Annotated in this window: 19 protein-coding genes, 1 tRNA gene, 1 pseudogene and 1 other annotated feature; of the genes and pseudogenes, 6 read left to right on the forward strand and 15 right to left on the reverse strand. The window is 47.3% G+C overall.

The features are described from left to right. The 3 genes from asnA to AC3B4V_RS13625 all read right to left on the reverse strand — a co-directional run. Positions 1-992, reverse strand: a 992-nt coding sequence (asnA, locus tag AC3B4V_RS13615) for an aspartate--ammonia ligase (protein WP_488378713.1), incomplete at its 3' end; no start/stop codon positions are given. Between the two features lie 66 nt (positions 993-1,058). Then, positions 1,059-1,306: a binding site (T-box leader), on the reverse strand. Between the two features lie 144 nt (positions 1,307-1,450). Next, on the reverse strand, positions 1,451-2,338 hold the full coding sequence (locus AC3B4V_RS13620; protein WP_058703664.1) for a carbohydrate ABC transporter permease: 888 nt from the start codon (positions 2,336-2,338) through the stop codon (positions 1,451-1,453). Further along, positions 2,335-3,222, reverse strand: coding sequence for a carbohydrate ABC transporter permease (locus tag AC3B4V_RS13625; RefSeq protein WP_488378714.1), 888 nt, complete (start codon positions 3,220-3,222; stop codon positions 2,335-2,337). Before AC3B4V_RS13625 ends, AC3B4V_RS13620 begins: the two co-directional genes overlap by 4 nt. Before the next feature lie 166 nt (positions 3,223-3,388). On the opposite strand from AC3B4V_RS13625, the gene AC3B4V_RS13630 reads away from it, so the two are divergent. Continuing rightward, positions 3,389-5,068: a formate--tetrahydrofolate ligase gene (locus AC3B4V_RS13630; RefSeq protein ID WP_488378715.1), complete on the forward strand. Its 1,680-nt coding sequence runs from the start codon at positions 3,389-3,391 to the stop codon at positions 5,066-5,068. Positions 5,069-5,084: 16 nt separating this feature from the next. Beyond that, positions 5,085-6,041, forward strand: coding sequence for an alpha/beta fold hydrolase (locus tag AC3B4V_RS13635; RefSeq protein WP_082202576.1), 957 nt, complete (start codon positions 5,085-5,087; stop codon positions 6,039-6,041). Between the two features lie 73 nt (positions 6,042-6,114). Here the strand turns inward: AC3B4V_RS13635 and AC3B4V_RS13640 are convergent, their stop codons facing one another. Together AC3B4V_RS13640 and AC3B4V_RS13645 are read right to left on the reverse strand one after the other, a co-directional pair. Further along, positions 6,115-6,534 (reverse strand): hypothetical protein, encoded by a 420-nt coding sequence (locus AC3B4V_RS13640; protein WP_023467229.1) that lies wholly within the window; start codon positions 6,532-6,534, stop codon positions 6,115-6,117. Continuing rightward, positions 6,531-7,076, reverse strand: coding sequence for an imm11 family protein (locus tag AC3B4V_RS13645; RefSeq protein ID WP_231681776.1), 546 nt, complete (start codon positions 7,074-7,076; stop codon positions 6,531-6,533). Before AC3B4V_RS13645 ends, AC3B4V_RS13640 begins: the two co-directional genes overlap by 4 nt. A gap of 169 nt (positions 7,077-7,245) precedes the next feature. On the opposite strand from AC3B4V_RS13645, the gene AC3B4V_RS13650 reads away from it, so the two are divergent. Continuing rightward, positions 7,246-7,319 (forward strand) — tRNA-Gly (locus AC3B4V_RS13650). 152 nt (positions 7,320-7,471) lie between these two features. Next, the gene (locus AC3B4V_RS13655) at positions 7,472-8,281 is read left to right on the forward strand and encodes an MBL fold metallo-hydrolase (protein WP_058265756.1); all 810 of its coding nucleotides are present in this window, start codon (positions 7,472-7,474) and stop codon (positions 8,279-8,281) included. Positions 8,282-8,334: 53 nt separating this feature from the next. Here AC3B4V_RS13655 and argF read toward each other — a convergent pair. The 7 genes and pseudogenes from argF to argC form a co-directional block, all read right to left on the reverse strand. Further along, positions 8,335-9,263 (reverse strand): annotated as a pseudogene (gene argF, locus AC3B4V_RS13660) (ornithine carbamoyltransferase). Then, on the reverse strand, positions 9,260-12,292 hold the full coding sequence (gene carB, locus AC3B4V_RS13665; protein WP_488378716.1) for a carbamoyl-phosphate synthase (glutamine-hydrolyzing) large subunit: 3,033 nt from the start codon (positions 12,290-12,292) through the stop codon (positions 9,260-9,262). Before carB ends, argF begins: the two are co-directional and overlap by 4 nt. After that, complete coding sequence (locus AC3B4V_RS13670) at positions 12,282-13,340, reverse strand: carbamoyl phosphate synthase small subunit (protein ID WP_488378717.1); 1,059 nt, start codon at positions 13,338-13,340, stop codon at positions 12,282-12,284. The genes carB and AC3B4V_RS13670 overlap by 11 nt, the downstream gene beginning before the upstream one ends. Then, positions 13,337-14,482: an acetylornithine transaminase gene (gene argD, locus AC3B4V_RS13675; RefSeq protein ID WP_488378718.1), complete on the reverse strand. Its 1,146-nt coding sequence runs from the start codon at positions 14,480-14,482 to the stop codon at positions 13,337-13,339. The genes AC3B4V_RS13670 and argD overlap by 4 nt, the downstream gene beginning before the upstream one ends. After that, entirely contained in the window at positions 14,448-15,221 is a 774-nt protein-coding gene (gene argB, locus AC3B4V_RS13680; RefSeq protein ID WP_406748782.1) for an acetylglutamate kinase, read from the reverse strand. The genes argD and argB overlap by 35 nt, the downstream gene beginning before the upstream one ends. Beyond that, a complete protein-coding gene (gene argJ / locus AC3B4V_RS13685; RefSeq protein WP_488378719.1) occupies positions 15,218-16,435 on the reverse strand; it encodes a bifunctional glutamate N-acetyltransferase/amino-acid acetyltransferase ArgJ in 1,218 nt (405 codons plus the stop codon). Before argJ ends, argB begins: the two co-directional genes overlap by 4 nt. A gap of 27 nt (positions 16,436-16,462) precedes the next feature. Then, on the reverse strand, positions 16,463-17,494 hold the full coding sequence (argC, locus tag AC3B4V_RS13690) for an N-acetyl-gamma-glutamyl-phosphate reductase (protein WP_064300824.1): 1,032 nt from the start codon (positions 17,492-17,494) through the stop codon (positions 16,463-16,465). A 507-nt stretch (positions 17,495-18,001) separates the two neighbouring features. On the opposite strand from argC, the gene nhaC reads away from it, so the two are divergent. Continuing rightward, positions 18,002-19,378: a Na+/H+ antiporter NhaC gene (gene nhaC, locus AC3B4V_RS13695; protein WP_064300825.1), complete on the forward strand. Its 1,377-nt coding sequence runs from the start codon at positions 18,002-18,004 to the stop codon at positions 19,376-19,378. Between the two features lie 258 nt (positions 19,379-19,636). Beyond that, positions 19,637-19,846: a DUF3006 domain-containing protein gene (locus AC3B4V_RS13700; protein ID WP_023467214.1), complete on the forward strand. Its 210-nt coding sequence runs from the start codon at positions 19,637-19,639 to the stop codon at positions 19,844-19,846. Positions 19,847-19,937: 91 nt separating this feature from the next. Here the strand turns inward: AC3B4V_RS13700 and AC3B4V_RS13705 are convergent, their stop codons facing one another. The 3 genes from AC3B4V_RS13705 to AC3B4V_RS13715 form a co-directional block, all read right to left on the reverse strand. Next, positions 19,938-20,396, reverse strand: coding sequence for a hypothetical protein (locus AC3B4V_RS13705; protein WP_214858915.1), 459 nt, complete (start codon positions 20,394-20,396; stop codon positions 19,938-19,940). Continuing rightward, positions 20,393-20,938 (reverse strand): TlpA family protein disulfide reductase, encoded by a 546-nt coding sequence (locus AC3B4V_RS13710; protein WP_064300827.1) that lies wholly within the window; start codon positions 20,936-20,938, stop codon positions 20,393-20,395. Before AC3B4V_RS13710 ends, AC3B4V_RS13705 begins: the two co-directional genes overlap by 4 nt. A 148-nt stretch (positions 20,939-21,086) precedes the next feature. Further along, positions 21,087-21,797, reverse strand: a complete 711-nt coding sequence (locus AC3B4V_RS13715) for an NAD(P)H-binding protein (protein WP_058703648.1) — start codon at positions 21,795-21,797, stop codon at positions 21,087-21,089. Between the last annotated feature and the right edge of the window lie 156 nt (positions 21,798-21,953).

Below are 21,953 nucleotides of genomic sequence, written 5' to 3' on the forward strand. Positions count from 1 at the left end.
ATATATATATATATAGTCCGAGCAAGTCGGATGCCTTCCGCTTGGAGACTTTTACGCGTCTCTTCTGACCAGACAGAAGCTTGGACTTCACCGATGTGACGTTTTTTCAATAAGAACATCGCCATACGGGATTGACCGATTCCTCCACCCATCGTTAACGGTAGACGCTCTTCGAGCACACCTTGATGGAACGGGAACGCCAATTTATCCTCTTCTTGAGCAATCGCTGTCTGTTTTAAAAGTGCTTCACGATCAACGCGAATTCCCATTGAAGACAATTCGAATGCTCCGATTTCTGGGTGGTGTACTAAAATGTCACCGTTGAGTGTCCAGTCATCGTAGTCAGCCGCTCGACCATCGTGCTTCTCACCTGAAGCCAGTGCGCCACCGATTTGCATGAGGAAAACTGCGCCATATGCTTTCGTGACTTCTGTTTCACGTTCTTTCGTCGAAAGTGTCGGATACGCATCCTCTAGCTCTTGCGTCGTCATGAAATGAATCGTTTCCGGTAAGATCGCTGAAATGCCGTATTCCGCTTCCACTTCTTGCTCAACTTGACGAATCGTTGCATAGATCGCTTGTACCGTTTCTTGTAAATAAGCACTCGTCCGTTGTTCTTTCGTAATGATCCGTTCCCAATCCCACTGATCGACGTGAATGGAGTGTGTCGCATCCAGCATCTCATCGCGACGAATCGCATGCATCAACGTGTATAAGCCTTCTCCTGCTTCAAATCCATACGTATGAAGCGCTTGACGCTTCCATTTTGCAAGAGATTGTACGATTTCAAGGTCTGCTGTGTGGTCCAAGGCATCGAAGCGAATGATGCGCTCTACGCCGTTGAGATGATCGTTGACACCGAGTGTGCTTTCTACGAACAATGGTGCTTCGACACGTGTCAATCCGAGTGTCGTCGAAAAGCGTTCTTCAAAGCGTTTCTTTACGAGTGTGATAGCTTCCTGTGTGTGTTTCATCGATACGAGTGTTGTCATGGTGGTGTTCCTCCTCAATTGTGTTTTGAAAAAGAAGCCATAAAAAAGAGCCCTTCTTTCCCAAGAATATGGGACGAAAGACTCGGTTCCGCGGTACCACCCATGTTAGCAACGATGTTGCTCACTCAAAAGACGAATCACTTCATCTTCGGCCATATGATAACGGACAGGCAACTCCGGCTACGCCTACTGACATTCGGGTTCGGGTAGCGACTCCGGGAGGTTCTTCGCATCTTGCTTCCGACTGGGCTCTCACCATCCCCAGCTCGCTATACGGTCGTACAAGGTGTTACTCTTCCCTTCAACGTCGTTGTTACAATTGAATTGAGAACATCGTACAACAGGTCGCAAGTGTTTGAAAAGACTTTTTTTCAAAAAAAATAAAAGTTGTCAGATTAATCTGACGTGTGAATCATGAAAAAAGCGTTCTCGCAGAAGCGAGAACGCGCTTACAAAAATTATTTGATCGATCCACTCGTAATTCCTTGAATGATCTGTTTTTGCAAGGCAAAGAAGAACAACAATAACGGAATGATCCCGAGGACGAGTCCGGCAAGTGCTAAGTCCCACTGCTTCGTATACTGACCGAAGAAATAGAACGTCGCGAGTGGAATCGTTCGTAAATCGACGTCTCGTAACATCAGCGATGGCAGTAGGAAATCGTTCCAAATCCAAAGCGTGTTCAAGATGATGATCGTCACCGTGATGGGCTTGAGTAATGGGAACACGATGCGCCAGAACACACCCCATTGTGAACAACCATCAATGATGGCCGCCTCCTCGATTTCTTCTGGAATCGACTTCATGAATCCATGGTATAAGAAAATCGATAATCCTGACCCGAAGCCAAGATACATCAGAATCAATCCCCAATAACTGTTCTGCAATCCGAGATCACCAGACAGTTTCGATAAGGGAATCATGATCGATTGGAATGGAATGATCATCGCCGCAACGAATAAGAAAAAGATGATCGTCGACAAGCGTGTTTTCGTCCGGACGAGTTTCCAGGCCGCCATCGAACAAAAGATGATGATGACCGCGTTAGCGCCGACTGTAATGATGACGGAGTTTAAAAAGACTTTTCCGAAGTTCATGGCTTCCCATGCTTCTGAATAGTTGGACGTCATCCATTCCTTTGGTAGACCCGATGTATTCGTAAAGATATCTCCCTGCGTCTTGAATGAATTCGAGACGACGTAATAAAACGGAATCATATACAGAAGCCCCATCAATAAGGCTGCCAGTTCGACTGTTCCAAGACGGAATGAATAACGACCTCTCGTCTTTTTAGAGCGCTTCGGTTTCTCCTCTTGCGGAGTGGGTAACGGTTGTGCCGTACTCATGCTTCCACCTCCCGTTTTTTCGTCAGATAGACTTGAGTGACTGTAATCGCCGCAACGACAACGAAGAAGATGATTGCCTTCGCTGACCCGAGTCCAAGATTATTGTTCGTAAACGATTCTTTATAAATGTTTAAAGCAAGCATTTCGGTCGATTTGAATGGTCCACCATTCGTTAGGGATAAGTTCGTATCGAATAACTTGAAGGACCACGAAATCGTCAAGAACAGACAAATCGTGACCGACGGCATGATCAGCGGCAACGTAATGTTCCGTAACGTCGAGAGACGATTGGCACCATCGATTTTTGCTGCTTCGATCAGCTCTTGTGGCACGTTTTGTAGAGCCGCGATATAGATGACCATGATGTAACCGCCACCTTGCCAAATCGAAACGATGACGATACCCCAGAATCCTGTCTGGGCATCTCCTAACCATGGAAGTTCAAATATACTCCATCCTGTCAATTCACCGATCGATGCGAAGCCTTTGACATAGATGAACTGCCAAACGAACCCGAGGATCAACCCACCAATCAAGTTCGGCATGAAGAAAATCGTTCGTAAGAAATTACGCGTGCGAATATTTTGTGTCAATAAGAACGCCAAGATGAAACCGACGACATTCGTTAAGATGACGGCGACGACCGTATATTTCGTCGTCAACCAAAATGACTGCTGGAACTGCTCGTCACTCGTAAAGAGACGGACATAGTTATCAAAGCCGATCCAATTTAATTCTCCGGTCACACCGTTCCAATCCGTGAACGAATACATGACGCCATTGAAAAACGGTACAAGCACGATCACTGCGAATACAAGAAAGACCGGTCCGACGAAGAGCCAAAAATCAAGACCACGTTTCCACTTCTTTTGTCCAGATGTCATTGTTTCATCCCTCCTCCACTCTACAGTACGTCTTTCTCTAACACTTGAACACGTCACCATTTGACCCATTGGGTGGAAAATATTGAACGTTTTCCTTTGGCGCGTTCGCATCAGATAGGCTACTATTAGAAAAAAGAGAGATCCAATCAAAGAGGGAGTCGATACCATGGAAAAGACCATTCGTTCGGACTTAGAAATCGCACAACAAACCGTCTTACGCCCGATTCGAGAAATTGCGGACCGGATCGGTTTGCAAGAAGAGGATTATGATACGTACGGAAAGTATAAAGCGAAGTTGACAGACGGACTGTTGAACCGATTGGCAACGAAATCTGACGGTAAACTGATTCTTGTCACTGCCATCAATCCAACGGCTGCCGGTGAAGGGAAATCGACCGTTACCGTCGGACTCGGGCAGGCGTTACATCGAGCGAAACATAAGACGATGATCTGTTTGCGCGAACCCTCACTCGGTCCGACGATGGGTCTAAAAGGTGGCGCGTGTGGTGGTGGCTATAGCCAAGTCCTACCGATGGAAGAGATCAATCTGCATTTCACAGGCGATATGCATGCGATCACATCTGCTCATAATACAATCAGTGCCTTGCTCGACAATCACCTGCATCAAGGTAATATCCTTGGCATCGATCCGCGTCGTATCGTCTGGAAACGCGTTCTTGATTTGAATGACCGTGCCTTGCGCCAAGTCACGATTGGTCTCGGTGGTCCTGCTCATGGCGTACCGCGTCAAGATGGGTTCGATATCACGGTCGCTTCCGAGATCATGGCGGTCCTCTGTCTAGCAGACTCTATCACGGATCTCGAACGACGCTTGAGCCGCATCGTCGTCGCCTATACGTACGATCAACAGCCGGTTACGGTCAAAGATATTCAGGCGTCAGGAGCTGCGACGTTGCTTCTAAAAGATGCGTTTCGTCCGAACCTCGTTCAAACCGTCGAAGGAACACCAGCACTGATTCACGGTGGACCGTTCGCGAACATCGCACATGGTTGTAACTCTTTGATTGCAACGCAAACTGCACTGAAGCTAAGTGATTACGTTGTCACAGAAGCAGGATTCGGAGCCGATTTAGGTGCCGAAAAGTTCTTCAACATCAAATCACGGATTGGCGGACTCCACCCGGATGCCGTCGTTATCGTCGCTACGGTTCGTGCCTTGAAGATGCACGGAGGTGTAGACAAAACGCAACTCAGCGAAGAAAATCTCGCTGCCTTAACAGATGGTCTTGCGTTACTTGAAAAACACGTCGAGACGATGAGTCTATTCGGCGTTCCTGCCGTTGTTGCCTTGAACCGTTTCTTCACCGACACGGAAGCAGAACGGAACATGATCCTAGAATGGTGTCAGGATCGTAATATTCGTGTCGCGGAAAGTGAAGTCTTCAGTAAAGGGGGAGCTGGCGGTGAAGCACTCGTCACGGAAGTCATGCAAGCTCTTGAGGAACCGAGCCAGTTCCGCCCTCTGTATCCTGACGTCTTACCGCTTCGTCAAAAGATCGAGCGTATCGCAAAGCGTGTCTACGGTGCAGCCGACGTTCATTTTGAAGACAAAGCACTCCGCGAACTCGAACGGTGTACGGAGATGGGGTTGAATGAGTTACCGATTTGTATGGCAAAAACACCATTTTCTTTAACCGATGACCCTGCTCGTTATGGTCGTGTCGAAGACTTCACGATCACGGTCCGCGAAATCCGACCATCGGTTGGTGCAGGGTTCATCGTTGCATTGACTGGGAATGTATTAACGATGCCAGGATTACCCGCAGTTCCCGCCGCCTTCCACATGGGCGTTTCGGAAGACGGACAGGTATTCGGACTTTCTTGATGAGAGGATGAGTTACATGACGATTGATCATTCACATTGGATAGCCTCTGACGGCTATACTACGACATTGCATAGCCTCGAAGCCCATGACCCTAAAGGAGTCGTGATCGTCTTTCACGGGATGATGGAGCATGGCGCACGGTATGAGGAATTCGCAGAATTCCTCTATGCTCATCATTACCACACGATCATCGCAGACTTACGCTGTTTCGGAACTCGAGCAGCACAGCTCGGAACGCTCGGACACCTCGAGCCGAATCAAGGGTTTAAACAATTGATGCAGGACGCAGAAGAACTCGTCTCTGACATCAAAGAGCGTTATCCGACATTGCCGGTGTTCATTTTTGGTCATAGTTTTGGTTCGTTGATCGCTCGCCGAATTGGTCAAACACTCGGTCATACAGTAGCTGGAATCATCGCGAGTGGCCCTCCGACTAGCACAGGCTTACTCGGTGATGTCAGCCAAAAACTCGTCGAACGTCAAATCCATCAGCTGTCAGCAACACACCCTGCTGAGCGGTTCGGACAACTCGTGTTCGGGCGGTATAACTTACGCTTCTTCCCAGCACTTTCTAAAAATGCTTGGCTCTCTTCGGATCCTCAATCCGTCATGCGCTATGATGCAGATCCATTGTCCGGTCAAACGGTCACGCTTGGGTTCTTCCACGAACTCTTGCATGCAACGAAGCTCGTCAACGCACTTGCTTCCGTCTATCAGCATCCACGTCACTTACCCCTCTTATTGCTTGCTGGTGGGGATGACGCGGTCGCGTTCGATGGAAAAGGTATCCATCATCTATTTGACATGTATAATCGTGTTCGTGTCGATGCTGTACAGCTGACGATTTATCGAGGGTTACGTCATGAGCTCTTCCATGAGTTTGAACGCATCCGCGTTTTTGCCGATATCGCGAGCTGGTTGAATAAGCAAGTCAACCCTGCAGCTAAACAGTCATCTTCCCGTTCTTCTTAAGCCACACCGATCAATATAAAAAAAGGCAGCGGATCCTTGCGATCCGCTGCCTTTTGCACTTCTATCGTATCCTTCATTGAATCCAAGTCAGTGAAGAAATCATTGCTTCGATTTCCTCGATTTCAAGCGTCTCGCGTTCTGCAGAGTACGTCAATAAGACTAACCGTTCCCCGTCGGAATACGCGTAGATCCGTAAGAAGATGTCTTCTTCTTTCCCATCTACCGCAAGCAATGCTTCTTTTGTTGAATTACGACGGACTTCAAGTGCTCCTGTTAGTTCGATGCCGAACTCTTCCACCAACAGGTTGATTTCTTGTTCCGCCGCCTCATACGGTGTCAATTCTTCTGAATCGGACTCATAAATGGATAATTGGAGCGTTCCCATTGCATTTTCATCCGTCGAATAAAAACTAACATATGTCTCTTCTTCTTGATATTCGAATACCTTTGGATATTCTAGCGTGATCCAATGATCGACTGTGTACTGTTTCATTTGAATTCCTCCATTCGTTGTATCTCTTCAAAGCGGATACCCGTCACAGCCATACGCTCGAATTGGCGAGCGAGTTGAGCAGATACGAACATGCGATGCGTGCGTTCATCTCGCATAAGATGATGCGGACAAATCGAATCGCTGATTCGTCGCTCTGTCAAAAAATAGACACGTCGTCTCGGGACCAGACGGAATACATCCGTCGTATGTAGATGTTCGATCCGACTGACAGATAAGAGATTGAGAAGATAGTACGGAACCACTCCGTCCTTCGTCTCAAGATGTACCTTGAGACATTGTACAGAAAAAGGCGCGTATGCTGCAATGACGCGTTGCACACGTTCCGAGACGAGCGGCAGATCGAATGTGTTTGGAAGGACATCCGGTAGCAAATCCGCATCTTGATTGATGGAAAAAGCAAGTACACCTACGTTATGGAACCACTCTCCTATCAATAAGCGATGACGATCGAATTGGTGGTGACAAATCGCTTCCCATCCTTTTCCCATCGATTGTTCGCTCCAAACTCGCACTTCATTCACCAGACACTCTCTCCTCTACCCAACTTTACCCATATTGCAAATCAAGATTACCATTGGAAACGATTAACTAGTATTATTGTACACCGAATCTTAAAAGAAATTGCTTTTTTTCATAAAAGTTATGGAAATGCTCTCTTTGCTATGCTACTATATTTCATGTAGCCGATACGCGGGTGTAGTTTAATGGTAAAACCTCAGCCTTCCAAGCTGATGACGAGAGTTCGATTCTCTTCACCCGCTCCAATTATGACATAACATAGGTCTAGGACCATTTCCCTCTAGAGGGCAGGCGACTCGCGACGTGCGAGTCGTCTTTTTTATTGATTCTGCTGATGATTCCAACGAATTTATGGGTATACAACGATATAGATAGAGATTCGTAAAGGAGGATTCGTATGATTCAGATGAAAATGCCCGGCGTGACGATTTATCAAAGTACACTCATGAAAACGACTTCGACATTAATCGAGACGCCTGATTGTCTGATCGTCGTCGACCCTGGCTGGCTTCCCGATGAGATTGCAACGATTCGTCGAGACGTCGAAATCGTGCGTCGCGAACGACCATTATACGTCGTCTATACGCATGCCCATTTCGATCATATTTTAGGTGCCTATGCCTTTACGGATGCCATCGTCATCGCTTCGAAACCGTTCATCGATGTCGACCGACAAGAAGCGCTAAAAGCCGTCCAAGATTTTAATGATGAGTTCTATATCGATTCTCCCGTCCTTTTCCCAGACGTGACACATGTCATCCATGAGTCTGAGACGATATTGACGATCGGACAAACGAAGTTAATCTTCTTTTTGACGCCCGGTCATGAAGCGACTCACCTTTCCTTCATCGTCATGCCACTTCACTTGTTAGTCTGCGGCGACTATGCTTCAGACGTTGAAATCCCCTTGATCGAACACGATTCCTCTGAGTATTTGACGACGCTCGAGTTACTCGAGTCGTTCATTTATGAATATGAAGTCAAACTCTTGATTCCCGGACACGGTCACATTTGTGATGTCCGAACAGAGATGATCGAACGACTTCATCAGAGCTATGATTATATTCTTGCCCTCCGTGCCGGAAAAGAATCCGACTGGGCTCCGTCTTGGCAAACGACCCCTTTTATGAAACGTCTGCATGAAAAAAATAAGCGACAAGTCAAAAAAGAACAAGAAGAACGATTAGCCCGACGCCATTATGATTAACTTCGCTCAACCAAAAGACTCGGTCGCCAAATTGGCGACCGAGTCTTTTATGGTTATCCAAGTAATGTGACGAGCAACGCTTTTTGTGCGTGGAGGCGATTCTCAGCTTGATCGAAGATGACCGATTGCTTGCCATCGATGACGTCCTCCGTGACTTCCTCCCCGCGATGCGCCGGAAGGCAATGCAAGAAAATAGCTTCATCATTTGCTTGATTCATAATATTGGCATTAACCTGATATCCTTCAAATGCTTGCAGACGCATCGTCGCTTCTTCTTCTTGGCCCATACTCGCGAAGACATCCGTATACACGACGTCTGCACCACTCGCTGCTTCCTCAGGATCCGTCATGACATGATGTTTCCACCCGTTTCCTTCGCAATGACTTGTGCCTCATGAACGATTTGTGGATCAGGAGCATACGCCTCCGGCGCACAGATGCGAACTTCCATTCCACTGAGCGCTCCACCAATCATCAGCGAATGCGCCATGTTATTTCCGTCCCCGATATATGTCAAAATTTTTCCGGATCGTGTTCCAAATGTCTCTTCGATTGTCAGCAAGTCAGCAAGGACTTGGCACGGATGGTGTAGATCCGTCAATCCATTGATGATTGGAATCGTACCATGTGCCGCAAGTGTGTCGACGATCTCATGACCGAACGTCCGAATCATCAGGGCATCGACGTAACGGCTCATGACTTGAATCGTATCCGAGAGCGACTCCCCCCGCCCGATTTGCATGTCTGCTCCACTTAGCACGATCGGATGTCCACCGAGTTCGACGACACCCACCTCAAACGATAGACGTGTTCGCGTCGATGCCTTTTCAAACAATAAGGCCACTTTTTTATGGCTTAATGCGTTTTGGTAGACACTCGGCTGATGCTTGATGTCTTTCGCGAGTGCCAACAGCTCCGTCAGTGCTTCCGGCGTCAGTTCCGCCATCGTCAAGAAATGCTTTAGTTGTTGCATCGTCTTCATTTTACTTCCTCCTTGATTGGCTCTGTCCATGTATGAAGTGGCTTCACAGCATAGGGGGACTTTTCTGTCGCTTGTAGATGATAATGTGCTAGTTCAGGTTCTGTCAGAACTTGTACCCCGGCAGCAAGCGCTGCTTCGCGACTCGCTTTTTCTTCTGTCACGTGCGAATAGAAAATCGCACATTGTGCCCAGTCAATCGTTTCATCTAATGCTACACCCGTTCCGAAAGCCTCTGTATCTGCTCCAGCAACGATGATGTCTCTCGTCGTCAAATGTCGTTTTGTCGTCTCATCGAAAATGAAACGTTCCAGCGCCAGTCCGTCTGTCGTCCATTGCAGCGTTTCACCTGTCGAACGCATGACGGGACCTGTTTTCGGATCAACACCTTGTAGTTTCAACGTTGAAAAAACAGGGGTCTTGACGGCATGGAAATCAAGTTTCGTCTGTTCCGTTGGTAGTGCGACCGCTTGACCGACCGCTGCTTGGACTGCCCACTGCAAGATCTGTTGACCTGTTACTTTGGCGACGATCGGTAACGTGCGGGAGGCACGTGGATTGATTTCTAGCACGTAGACTTGATCGTCATGCAAGACGAATTGGATATTGTACGCTCCTTTATAATCCATTCGTTGCCCGATCATCTGTGCAATTCGCTCGATTTCGCTCTGAACGGTATCGCTGAGCGATACAGGTGGCAGAATCATCGTCGAATCTCCAGAGTGAACTCCTGCCCGTTCCAATTGCTCCATCAAAATCGGAACGTACGTCGTTGTGCCGTCCGTAATACAGTCGACTTCGATTTCCTTTCCTTGGAGGTAGGCATCCACGAGGACAGGGAATGATAATTCGGAAACAATCGTCTCTAATTGCTCTTGATCGTGGATGATATGCATTCCCTTACCTCCGATGACATAGGAAGGACGAATCATGACCGGGTAACCGATCGTTGTTGCGACTTCTATCATTTGTTCGTGCGTCGCCACTTCTTGTCCTGGAATACGATCGATACCAATGTCATCTAAAAATTGATAGAACCGCTCACGGTCTTCCATTTGATCGATGACATCTGCCGTCGTTCCGAGAAGATGATAACCGGCGTTCTCCAAACCAGACGCAAGCGCAATCCCCGTTTGTCCTCCGAACTGGACTAAGACGTCTTCGCAATCCTCTGCTTCTAGCACATGCATGACGTCTTCAAGTGTCAACGGCTCGACATACAGGCGATCTGCGACTTCGAAGTCGGTCGAGACGGTCTCCGGGTTATTGTTGATCATGATTGTTTCGTAACCGGATGCTTGTAATGCACGTACCGCGTGAACGGAACAATAATCAAATTCGATTCCTTGACCGATCCGAATTGGTCCCGCACCGATGACAGCGACTTTCTTTTTCGTCGATGCTGTGACTTCTGTTTGACCACTCCAGTTTCCGTAGAAATAAGGAGTCGCACTCTTGAACTCTCCCGCACACGTATCAATCATATGATAGACAGGGAGGATGCCTTTTTCTTTACGTAAGTGCTCGATCTCTACAGCACTGACACCCGTCAGAAGCGCAATCTGTTCATCCGTAAAGCCCATCATTTTGGTTTGCTTTAGAGAACTTTCATTCGATACATCGATTTTTTGTTGCTGATCAACAAGACGTTGAAGTACTTTGACGAATAAAGCTTGTACTTTCGTCTGTTCAACGAGTTCTTCGACGGTCGTCTCCTTGCGATCGAGTAGTGCGAGCATCGCAAGCAAGCGACGGTCCGTCGGAGCCTTTATTTCTTTCCACAATACGTCAGCCTCCGCTGTTTTCATCCATGTCGGATAAAGAGGTGATTGCTCAACTCCCGCACCGCGCCACGCCTTTTGTAACGCTTCTTCTAGCGTCTTCCCCATCGCCATGCTCTCACCCGTCGCCTTCATTTGTGTTCCAAGCGTCCGGTTACTGCCGGTAAATAGATCAAATGGGAAACAAGGCACTTTTGCCGTGATATAATCCATCGTCGGTTCAAAACTCGCCATCGTCTCTTTCGTGACAGGATTGATGCAATCGTCGAGTCGCTCACCGAGCGCAAGACGTGTCGCTAATTTTGCGATCGGATATCCCGTCGCCTTGGAAGCAAGTGCCGAAGAACGACTGACACGCGGATTGACTTCAATGACGAAATAACGTTCTTCCGTCGGATGGATCGCGAATTGTATGTTGCATCCACCGATGACACCGAGATGCGATACGATTTTACGCGCTTCCGTCCGCAATTGTTGATTCATTCGATCCGAAATCGACTGAATCGGTGCAAAGACGACCGAGTCCCCGGTATGGACACCGACAGGATCGATGTTTTCCATGTTACAAACGATGATCGTCGTATCTGCGCTGTCACGCATGACTTCGTATTCGACTTCTTTATAGCCAGCGATACTCACTTCAACTAAACACTGTGAAATTGGACTCGCTTGTAAGCCGTTCTGCGCTAACAGACGTGCCTCGTCCTTCGTCACTGCGATTCCGCCGCCCGTTCCACCGAGCGTAAAGGCTGGTCGGATGACGAGTGGTACCCCGTGTACTGCCATGAATTCCTCAAGCTCTGCTAACGACTCGATCGTTTGACTTTCCGGGAGCGGTTGCGCGAGTTCGATCATCTTTTGCTTGAATCGTTCACGATCTTCTCCGTCTCGGATCGTCTCAAGCGAAGTTCCTAGAAGTTCGACACCGTATTGTTCAAGTACGCCTGCTTCTTCGAGTGACATCGCAAGATTGAGTGCCGTTTGACCGCCGACCGTCGCTAGGAGATGGGATGGTCGATCTTGTTCGATGATTGCCGTTGCTTTTTCAAGGGTCATCGCCTCAATGTAGACATGATCTGCCGTGCTCGGATCCGTCATGATAGTAGCCGGATTCGAATTCATTAAGATGACCTCGCATCCCGCTTCTCGAAGCGCCTGACAGGCTTGTGTGCCGGAATAATCAAATTCTGCTGCTTGCCCGATGACGATCGGACCCGAACCGATGACGAGTACTTTCTTTTTATCCCACATATGCTACCTCCTGATGTAATACGGTATTTACGAATTGATCGAAGACGACCATCGCCTCTGTCGGTCCTGGACTCGCTTCTGGGTGAAACTGGACTGTCATGATTGGCAGAGCCGGATGAATCAATCCTTCAACGGACCCATCATTGATGTGTTCGTACGCAAGTTCCATCTCAGACGCTTCAATGCTTTTAACATCAACAGCATAGCCATGATTCTGAGACGTCATGAACACTTGCCCGGATGCTAGATGACGTACGGGATGGTTCGCTCCTCGGTGTCCATGATGTTGTTTTAATAAGGTACAACCAAACGCATGAGCGAGAACCTGATGTCCCATACAAATACCAAGTGTCGGATAGCTCGTCGCCAGTTCATGGATTCCTGAAAGGAACGGGTCTAGTTGCGTCGGATCACCAGGTCCGTTGGAAAACAGTAGACCATCTGGCGCCAGCGCTTGAATCCGTTCCGGTGTCGCATCATATGGCACGACCGTTACACGCATATGGCGTTCAAGCAAAGCATCAATCATCGATTGTTTCACGCCGTAATCGATACAGACGATGTGCCCCTGTTCGACTTCCGGTACGTATTCGACGTTTGAAGTCGTCGATACGGAAGCGATGTATGCTGTGTCGATTGACGCAGTGACAGTCATATCTACTTGCACCATGTCACCGAATTGGTCGCCCTCCGTTCGTAATAGATGCACAAGAGAACGCGTATCGACTCCCGACAAAATCGGCACATTCGCTTCGCTCAACCAGCTCGCGAGTGATGTTCCTTCCCCGTCCTCAGCCAAAGTTTGAACGATGACACCAGCGACTTGAATCTGGTTGCTTTCTGACGCTTCCGCTTGAATACCGTATTGACCGATCAACGGGTATGTGAAGACAAGAATTTGTCCTTGATAAGATGGATCCGTCAAGACTTCCTGATATCCTGTCATTCCTGTAAAAAAGACGACCTCTCCTTTGACTGGAGCTGTTCCTTGCCACGAACCGGTAAACGTCGTTCCGTTCGCAAGCGTTAGTTTTCCGGATTGTTTCATACGATGACCTCCTGTTGACAAACGAGTTGTATTTTTTCGATGGCGTCCATGAGTTCCTGTTCCGTTACGAACAATGATGGCAATAAGCGAATGACATGAGGACCAGCCGATACGACGAGAAGACCATTCTCACGTAAGGCGTCAATCAGCGGTGCAACAGGCATCACACACTCGATACCAATCATCAAGCCACGTCCACGAATAGAACTCACGATCGACTTGGGTAATTTATTTTCTAGTTGTTGACGTAAATATTCGCCTTTTCCTTGAACGTCTGCCATGACAGTGTCATTTAACAAAAGGTCAAGTGTGGCTTCCGCAGCTGTCATCGCGAGTGGATTTCCACCAAAGGTCGAACCATGCGATCCAGGTGTGAATACTTCCGCTGCCTCTGCCGTCGCGAGTAGTGCGCCGACCGCGAGTCCACTCCCAAGCCCTTTCGCGAGGGTGATGATATCCGGTACGAGTGGCGTCTGCTCAAACGCAAAACGAGAACCCGTCCGACCAATGCCGGTCTGCACTTCATCGACGATGATTTTGACATCGTATTGTTGCGCCTTCTTCATCAACGCTTCAAGCCACGCATCATCAGCGACGACGACCCCACCTTCTCCTTGAATGATTTCGAGCCATACGGCAGCAGTTTGCTCCGTAATCGCTGATAGGCTCTCCATCTCGTTAAACGGCAGATGTTTGAAGCCATTCACCATCTCACCGTATCCCGCTTTGATTTTCTCCTGTCCTGTTGCGCCCATCATCGCAAACGTTCGCCCGTGGAAAGATTGTTTAAACGTGACGACTTCCGTTTTCCCTGTCCATTTTCGAACGAGTTTGTACGCCGCCTCGTTTGCTTCCGCACCACTGTTACAAAAGAAGGCATGACTGAGATGACTGTTTTCCGTCAGTCGCTCGGCGACCCGCTCTTGTGCCGCGATTTGAAACAGATTCGACGTATGCCAAATTTGATTCAACTGTTCCTCTAGCCGTTGCTGAATATAAGGATGACGGTGTCCTGTATTGCATACAGCGATTCCCATGATGAAATCCAGATACGTCTTTCCTGTCGCATCTTCTACGATCGACCCTTTTCCTTTGACCAATTCCACATCAGTACGTTGATAAGTGGGTAGTAGTGCACTCATGTAATTCCTCCTTGATTCGTGTCCCTGCAGCTAACGCATTTTTCCCAGACCGAATGACGACCTCTGGAATACCATGCTGAGTGGCCTGCATCATCGCTTCGACCTTCGGAATCATTCCCCCGTAGATTTCTCCCGACGCTATCGCAGCTTCGATGGCTGCAGACGTGATTTCTGATTGATAGTCACCGTTTACTTTTACACCCTCGACATCCGTCAACAATTCAAATCGGTCGACAGACCAAGCCTTCGCGACAGCAATCGCACACGCGTCCCCGTTACTGTTCAATACACCTTGTTCCCCTGTGACAAGGGATGTGACGACAGGAACATAACCATTCGTACTCAACACCGTGAATAATCGTGGATGAATGTGCGTGATCTGACCGACTGCTCCGAGTCCTTTGATCGTTTTACCATGGACGCTTGCGCCGTCTAACCCGCTCATCCCGACGGCAGGAATCCCCGCTTGATTCAACTGCTGGACGATCCCGGATTGGACTTCCCCTGCTAAGATCCGTCGCGCCCCGAGTAAGACCCCATCCGTCGTTACACGGACACCGTTTCGAAACACGGGTTTGATTCCCTCTTGTTCACAGTAACTCGATAGAAGAGGACCACCTCCATGGACGATCAATAATTCGTTACCGGTTTCGACCCACGCTTTCCATTCCTCGAAATACTGCGCATCCAGTTGCTCCCACACACTACCACCTAGTTTGATGACTTTTCGTTTCGTCATGTCCGGTAACTCGCATTGATTTTGACGTAATCGTACGTCAGGTCACAGCCGTAAGCGTGTCCTTGTCCTACTCCATCATGCAAATCAATGTGAATCTGTACATCCTGCTGTGCCAGTTCCTGTGATGCAATCGTTTCATCGAATAAGACAGGCATGCTCTGTTGCAGCACCCACTGCGAACCAATTTTGATGTCAACGTTTGATACATCGAGTGGCTCCTTGATACTTCCGACAGCAGCGATGATTCGCCCCCAGTTCGCATCTTCCCCAAAGATGGCTGTTTTGACGAGAGACGATCCGACGACTTGTTTGGCGACCATTCGTGCTACTTCATCGGTTTGTGTTCCCTCTACCGTCACCTCAATCAACTTCGTCGCGCCTTCCCCGTCCCGCGCAATCTGTTTCGCTAAATCTTGACAGACCGTTTCGATCGCCTGTTCGAATGCCAATGCTTCGTCCGTGCCTTCAACGATCGTTGCTCCTCCTGCAGCTCCGCTCGCTAAAATCATGACCATGTCATTCGTCGAACTGTCTCCATCTACGGTAATGCAGTTGAACGTCCGATGAATCGTCCGACGCAACAGTGTCTGTAAGACATCCGGTTCAATCGTTGCATCGGTCGTCAAGAAACCAAGCATCGTTGCCATGTTCGGATGAATCATCCCTGATCCTTTCGCCACGCCACAGACTGAAATTTGGACATCCCCTTGCATGTATTGTTGACCAGCTGTTTTCGTACCAGTATCGGTCGTCAGGATCGCATGAGCAAAATCATCCGCGGCATCCTTGTCATTTGTAGGCATCAGCTGTGAAATACCTGCCAGTAACGTATCAATGGCTAACGGTTGACCGATTATCCCTGTTGAAGCAATCGCGACTTGTTCTGGAGCAACATTTAAACTTTTCGCCATCGCTTGTTGCGACATATACGCATGGGATAACCCTAGTTCCCCTGTACACGCATTCGCGTTCCCGCTGTTGACGAGGACGGCATGAATACGTCCTTGTGACGCCTGAATCGCTTGTTTCGTCACAGTGATTGGTGCTGCTTGCACCTGATTCGTCGTATAGACAGCTGCAGCGCTTGCTCCTGCTTCACACCAGATCAGACCTAAATCCTTCCGCTTTCGTTTCAGACCCACATGAATTCCCGATGCTTGAAATCCCTTCGGTGTCGTGATTGTCAATGGGGTCTCTACTTGTACTTGCCACACAGGCGTTCCTCCTCTTTTTTCTCTTGATTAAATGTAGATCGGCTGTTGCGTTAAACCGGATGTCTCATCAAAACCAGCTAGAATGTTGGCATTTTGAACGGCTTGTCCGGCAGCTCCTTTTTGCATGTTATCGATGACTGAAACGATGGTCATTCGCCCTGTCCGATCATCCTTATAAACGGTCAAATCACAGTGATTACTCCCGACGACGGATTTGATTTCCGGATCAGCCTGTTGGATTCGGACGAATGGTTCCGTTGCATACTGGTCCGTCAACCAGGATCGCCACTCCGTTTCCGATAAATCAATCAACGGCTGAACCGTCATAATCGCCATGATGCCTCGATTAATCGGTAGTAGTTGAGTCGAGAACGTAATCGGATGCGATGATCCGGTCCATTCGAAAAGCGCCTGCTCAATTTCCGGGATGTGCTGATGCTGATTCACTTTATACAAGCGAACGTTTTCGCTTGAATGGACATGATGCGTTTGTGCCGTCAACGTTTTCCCTGCTCCCGTCAGACCAGAAGAAGCTTGAATGATGATTTGAGATGGATCGATTTTTTTCTCTTTTAAGAATGGTGTTAGCCCAAGCAAAACTGCTGTCGCGTAACAGCCTGGATTCGCAATCCATTTGCTCGCTGTAACAGCTTGACGATTCCATTCTGGTAATCCATAAGTTGCTCTTTGTTGTAACTGGGCATCAATGGGTTCCTTGTCATACCACGTTGCATATGCTTCAGCTGGAAGTCTCAAATCGCCACTTAAATCAATGACGTAACCGGACCAGTTTTGAAGTTGTTCTAAGTAATGCTTCGAAATCCCACTCGGTGTCGCTAAGAACACCATGTCCGTCTCGGTTTCCATCAAATGCTCCACCGAAAAGGAAGATAACGAGGAATATGTTTTTTTATTCATAAATGGGAATACGTCATGCATGGATTCCCCCGCCATCGAGTCACTCATCAAACAGATGATCTCAAATGAAGGATGTGATTCTAGTAGGCGAATCAGTTCAATCCCGGTGTATCCTGTTGCTCCGATGATGGTACATTTCATATCTGTACGCTCCCCTTCAAAGAATGTTATACCGATTTAAACATATGTATATTTATACTGTCAATTGAATTTTTATTAGTTTTTATGCAAAAAAAGAAGCGTTGAAGCGATTGTCTTCTATAAGACAGTCCCTTCAACGCTTCTTTTACACGCATCTACTTAACGCTTTTCCGCACGTTGCGCTACGACATGATCAATCCCAAATACGCCTGCACCCATGATCGCGACGACTACTACAAAAATCAATGTAAACATATGTATCCTCCTCATCGTTCACAAAAATGTCATTTGATACTTCTTATTGTGCAAGATTTGAGCTAAAAAAGAAAGCGTTTACGACAAAAAATCGTCACAACTTCGATTTTTTATATTTTTCATCGACACTCTTATGGTTGACGTCCTCCATAATATTCGTTAGTATTACGTTTGTTCAATGCTTTTGTGCATAAAAGCGTGTTAGTAACAGAGCGTTATCATACTTTCATATTCATATAAGGAGGTGGAAGCATGCGCATGTCATTCCGTGAATCCGCAGCTATCCTAGGAATCAGTATCATCATCTTATTGTCCGCGTTATTCGGTGCTAAAGCCGAACCGCATCTTGCCATCTTGTCTAGTCTTATTTTCGTCTCAGGATATGCCGTTTACCGCGGTTTTAAGTTCGAGGACGTCGAACACCATATGATTCAAGGTATTCGTGAAGCGATCAAACCGATCCTGATCATGTTGCTCGTCGGTATGACGATCGCGGTCTGGATGATGAGTGGCGCAGTGCCGACCCTTCTTCATTTTGGGTTATCTACCCTTTCAGCGACTTGGTTCGCACCGAGCGCTCTTCTGATCGCGATGGTCGTCTCGACCTTTACAGGCAGTTCGTTTACAACGATTGGTACGGTCGGTGTTGCCTTGATGGGAATCGCGATCGCACTGGGCGTCAATCCTGCGCTTGCAGCAGGTGCCATCATCAGTGGAGCTTGTTTCGGAGATAAGATGTCACCTTTATCAGATACGACGAATTTCGCGCCCGGAATCGTCAATGTGTCTGTGTTCGATCATATTCGTTTCATGATGGGAACGACGATTCCCGCTATCACGATCACATTTATCTTATTCTTCATTTTCGGACGTAGTAGTGGAAATGTCGATTCGTCTGCTGTTCAAACGACACAACAAGAGTTAGCTCGTTTGTTCGACTTGTCACCTTGGACATTGCTTTCACCGTTGCTCGTCATGGTATTAGCATTACGTAAGATGCCGGTCGTTCCAACACTTGTTGCTGGCGTTTTAAGTGGATTGTTGTTAACAGGTCTTGTACAAGGAAACTGGAATATCTCGAACTGGATGGCCGTCATTCAGAACGGATTAAAACTAGAATCTTCTAGTGAGACGGTCACATCCATCATTAGTAAAGGTGGATTGCAATCGATGATGTGGTCGGTGTCGCTCGTCATGCTCGCCCTTGCGTTCGGTGGTGTCTTACGTGGCATCGGTGTCATTGACGTGGTCATTGAACGGACCGTTTCTAAACTAAAACGTGATGGTAGCATCATTTCATCCGTCGCCTTATCGTCTATCGGTGTAAACTTGATGGCTGGAGAACAATACTTGTCCATCTTGCTTCCGGGTCAAGCATTCAAGAAAATCTTTGAAGAGCGTCAGATTGATCCGCGCTTCCTCTCTCGTTCACTCGAGGATGGAGGAACACTCGTCAATCCGCTTATTCCGTGGGGTGTTTCTGGGGCGTTCTTTGCTTCGACACTCGGTGTCCCAGTAACAGCATACGTTCCGTTCGCATTCTTTTTACTCCTTTCACCATTGTTTACGTTTTTACTCGCATTTCTTCGTCCAACGAAAATCGAAACAAAACAATCTCTCGCTTCTTGAGCCTATTTCATTTTAAAGATCCGATATGTCCTATCGGGTCTTTTTTTCTTTCCAATATCTCCTTTATTTCCTGTTAAATACGTCAGATTTAAGACGAAAACGGCTTGGAATCACGTTTTTTTAAAGAATCATGTGTAAAGATGAAATGAACTGGGAATATACCAAACATAAGATTAAAAATTACAGAGAATGATAGAGAGAGAGTACGTTCCTGATCGACCGAGGGATGACTTCGATGTAATTGTGGGAGGAGTTAATATGATCAAACGTGGTACGCTGGAGCGACTTGACGGCAAGTATGCTGTCCTACTATGGGAAAATGGTTCAAGTTTCATTCCACGACGTTATTTACCACCTGAAGCAAGGTTAGGCGATACGATTATTTTTGACGGTACAACCTATACGTTAGATGTCAGTAATTCATCACCCTCTTCCTTTCAAACATTTTCGTTTCGGCAAATGGGTTGATGATCGATAAAAAGCCATTCCGTATCATGCATTGACTATGGAGAAGGAATTTCTCTCATCAGTCTTTCATGAAATGAATGGCTTTTTCGCTTTATCTACGCACATATAGGGAGTGACCATCACACGATGGACAAGGAAAGTGATCAATATCGGATATTTCGATTCGTTCCAGTTCCGTCTGATCATGTGGGCATTCGTAAAGTGGTTGAACGACATCTAGTTGCAAAAACAGGGCACACCAAAATCGATTCGAAAATCGGTGACAAGTCGGACAGTGGTATAAATCCAATTGATACGGTACCCAACCATCCGCTAATTCCTCCTGATGGAGCTGATAGTGCTGAATTAATCGAAATCGATTCCAGTCGTCTACATACGCCCGCTGTAAAATCGGTTCATGCATCGACGGAACGAACCAAAGCGGGAGACCCGTCATGAACGCTTCGACCCCTTGCGTCAAGACAGCAGGAAATGTCGGCCAACCCTCTAGTTGACCGAGTTGGAATGTTTGTTGAAAGGAGCAGTTGCGGCATAGGAGTTCCATTGTCATCCTCCTGTCCGTTTCACCATCTCTTTTAACATCTGTTCCGTTACAGGACCGATGTGTTTCGAAAGAATCGTTCCTTTCCGGTCTAATACATAAGTTGCTGGCATTGCTACGAGACGATACGCATCTTCTGACGTTCCCTTTCGATCATATAACACAGGATATTCAACAGGTGTCTGCTTCAGAAAATCAGCAACATCCGAAACACGTCGTTCTGATGTCGTGACATTGATTCCGTAGACGGGTATATCTGTATGTCGTGCAAAGGCATTTAGTTCTGGAATCTCTTGTTTACACGGTGGACACCACGTTGCCCAAAAATTAATGACAAAGACATCATGATTGATTTCGTCTAGATCGACAGTTTTTCCTTCTTGACGCAAAGATAGATTCGGTGCTTTCATCCCGACTTCGAGACCACCTTGTGATGCTTGTTTTTGTTGTTGCTCCACTTTTTTTTGTTTTGCATCATATGTTTGATAACTTTGATAGGCAATACCGATAATAGCAATCGCTAGGATCAGATAGATCAACGGTTTTTTCACATCTAACCCCCTCCTTCTTTGTTCAGTGTAGCAGACTTCCTCTTTTCGACTATCTACTTTTATCAACAAAAAAGCGAACTCTTCCGTCTTATACGCGGAAATGAGTTCGCTTTATTTTAGAGAATTCGCGTTTTAACGAGACACACGGTTAGTTAAAACGTGGTAATTGTTTTTTGACTTGACGGTTATCTTTAACGCTACCTACAGCTTCCGCTCCCCCTAAGGCCTCATTCAAGGATGTCTTTCCTTCCTTGACTTCTAGACGTCGATTGAATACCGATCGATTATCGACAGAAGCAACGAGGATCGATGCGACATCCGTTTCCGAAATCGTCGCGTCCTTCGTGTCCTTCAAATCTTCATCGGCTTCAATCAAGCCACGCCCTTCACCTGTTGTGATAGAAACTGGACAAATGATCGTATACGTCAAACCACTATGTTCAATCTGTTCCTCTGCTGCATTCTTAGCAGCATAGAACGGATAGACATCTTTCTTGAATTGCTCAGGTCGATCTGCACCATAAGCGCTCAGTAGCACGAAATGACGTACTCGCGCTTTTTTAGCTGCATCAATTGTTTTCAAAGCGACTGTTCGATCCAGCAGTTCGATTTCAGTTGCTTCGCCGTCTACTCCTGCGGTCGCCGCACAAATGACTGCATCCTGCCCTGCGACTCCGTGCTCAATGACTTTTTCGAGTTCTGTTTCGATATCGACGTAATGCGCCTTGACACCGAGTTTTTCGAATCGTTCCACCAGATGTTCATGACGAACGATGACCGTGACCTGATGACCCTTGGCAAGCGATTTGACGACGCGCGCTCCAATCGTACCGGATGCACCTACGACTAGTACTTTCATATGGGGGGTCCCTCCTCGATAAGTTAGTCACCTTCGTGGAATGTCATGATGTCATGTCCAAAAATCGTCGATTTCAGAGATAACCTAAAACAATCCACCAAAGGAGCAACGTACATCAATTTATACCCGCAATGACCGGAAGGAAACCCCTCCCCT

It is taken from the genome of Exiguobacterium sp. E17S (assembly GCF_057772545.1).

What these genes read in the sequence shown, in the direction of transcription:
- AC3B4V_RS13625 (WP_488378714.1), bottom strand. Translation starts at nt 3,222, where the DNA reads ATGACATCTGGACAAAAGAAGTGGAAACGTGGTCTTGATTTTTGGCTC.
- nhaC (WP_064300825.1), top strand. Translation starts at nt 18,002, where the DNA reads ATGCGCATGTCATTCCGTGAATCCGCAGCTATCCTAGGAATCAGTATC.
- AC3B4V_RS13715 (WP_058703648.1), bottom strand. Translation starts at nt 21,797, where the DNA reads ATGAAAGTACTAGTCGTAGGTGCATCCGGTACGATTGGAGCGCGCGTC.
- AC3B4V_RS13635 (WP_082202576.1), top strand. Translation starts at nt 5,085, where the DNA reads ATGACGATTGATCATTCACATTGGATAGCCTCTGACGGCTATACTACG.
- AC3B4V_RS13700 (WP_023467214.1), top strand. Translation starts at nt 19,637, where the DNA reads ATGATCAAACGTGGTACGCTGGAGCGACTTGACGGCAAGTATGCTGTC.
- argC (WP_064300824.1), bottom strand. Translation starts at nt 17,494, where the DNA reads ATGAAATGTACCATCATCGGAGCAACAGGATACACCGGGATTGAACTG.
- AC3B4V_RS13620 (WP_058703664.1), bottom strand. Translation starts at nt 2,338, where the DNA reads ATGAGTACGGCACAACCGTTACCCACTCCGCAAGAGGAGAAACCGAAG.
- argB (WP_406748782.1), bottom strand. Translation starts at nt 15,221, where the DNA reads ATGACGAAACGAAAAGTCATCAAACTAGGTGGTAGTGTGTGGGAGCAA.
- AC3B4V_RS13705 (WP_214858915.1), bottom strand. Translation starts at nt 20,396, where the DNA reads ATGACAATGGAACTCCTATGCCGCAACTGCTCCTTTCAACAAACATTC.
- AC3B4V_RS13630 (WP_488378715.1), top strand. Translation starts at nt 3,389, where the DNA reads ATGGAAAAGACCATTCGTTCGGACTTAGAAATCGCACAACAAACCGTC.
- AC3B4V_RS13640 (WP_023467229.1), bottom strand. Translation starts at nt 6,534, where the DNA reads ATGAAACAGTACACAGTCGATCATTGGATCACGCTAGAATATCCAAAG.
- AC3B4V_RS13655 (WP_058265756.1), top strand. Translation starts at nt 7,472, where the DNA reads ATGATTCAGATGAAAATGCCCGGCGTGACGATTTATCAAAGTACACTC.
- argD (WP_488378718.1), bottom strand. Translation starts at nt 14,482, where the DNA reads ATGAGTGCACTACTACCCACTTATCAACGTACTGATGTGGAATTGGTC.
- carB (WP_488378716.1), bottom strand. Translation starts at nt 12,292, where the DNA reads ATGTGGGATAAAAAGAAAGTACTCGTCATCGGTTCGGGTCCGATCGTC.
- AC3B4V_RS13670 (WP_488378717.1), bottom strand. Translation starts at nt 13,340, where the DNA reads ATGAAACAATCCGGAAAACTAACGCTTGCGAACGGAACGACGTTTACC.